Origin of the sequence: Bradyrhizobium sp. CCBAU 11357 (assembly GCF_028128865.1) — a bacterium.
Classification (GTDB): domain Bacteria; phylum Pseudomonadota; class Alphaproteobacteria; order Rhizobiales; family Xanthobacteraceae; genus Bradyrhizobium.
In genome coordinates, this window is the sequence record NZ_LBJW01000027.1 from 1 (window position 1) to 487 (window position 487).

Annotated in this window: 1 pseudogene; it reads left to right on the forward strand. The window is 69.8% G+C overall.

Going from position 1 to position 487, the window contains the following annotated elements:
- Positions 1 to 487 (forward strand): annotated as a pseudogene (locus XI05_RS08905) (hybrid sensor histidine kinase/response regulator); the annotation flags it as partial.

The following is a 487-nucleotide window of genomic DNA, read 5'->3' on the forward strand; positions in this document are numbered from 1 at the left end:
GTGATCCTGTCCTCGATCGACCGCATCAAGGAGATTCTGGCCGGCCTGGAGGCGACCGAGGCCGAGCCTGAAGGGAACGACCGCGACCTCATCGACAAGCTGGAGGCGATGGTCGAGCAGGGCATGGCGGCCATGGCGGCCGGCACCCCCGTTGCCGATGCGCCGCCGCTGGCGCCGGAAGCGCCTGTCGCTGCTGCGCCGGCAAAGGAGATGACCACGGGCTCGCTGGTCGAGCAGACCCTGGAGCGTCCGCTGCGTCCGGGCGAGGTCTCGCTCGACGAGCTCGAACGCGCCTTCCGCGAGACCGCGATCGAAGCGCCGGTCGCCGCGCCTGTTGCCAAGGCTGAGGTCAAGGCTGAGGTCAAGGCTGAGGTCAAGGCCGAGCCCGCGCCCGCTGCTGAAGCCGCCGTTGCCAAGGAAGCCGCAAAGCCCAAGGAGAAGGCCGCGCCGAAGAAGTCGATGGCCGACGAGACCGCGAGCGAGGGCG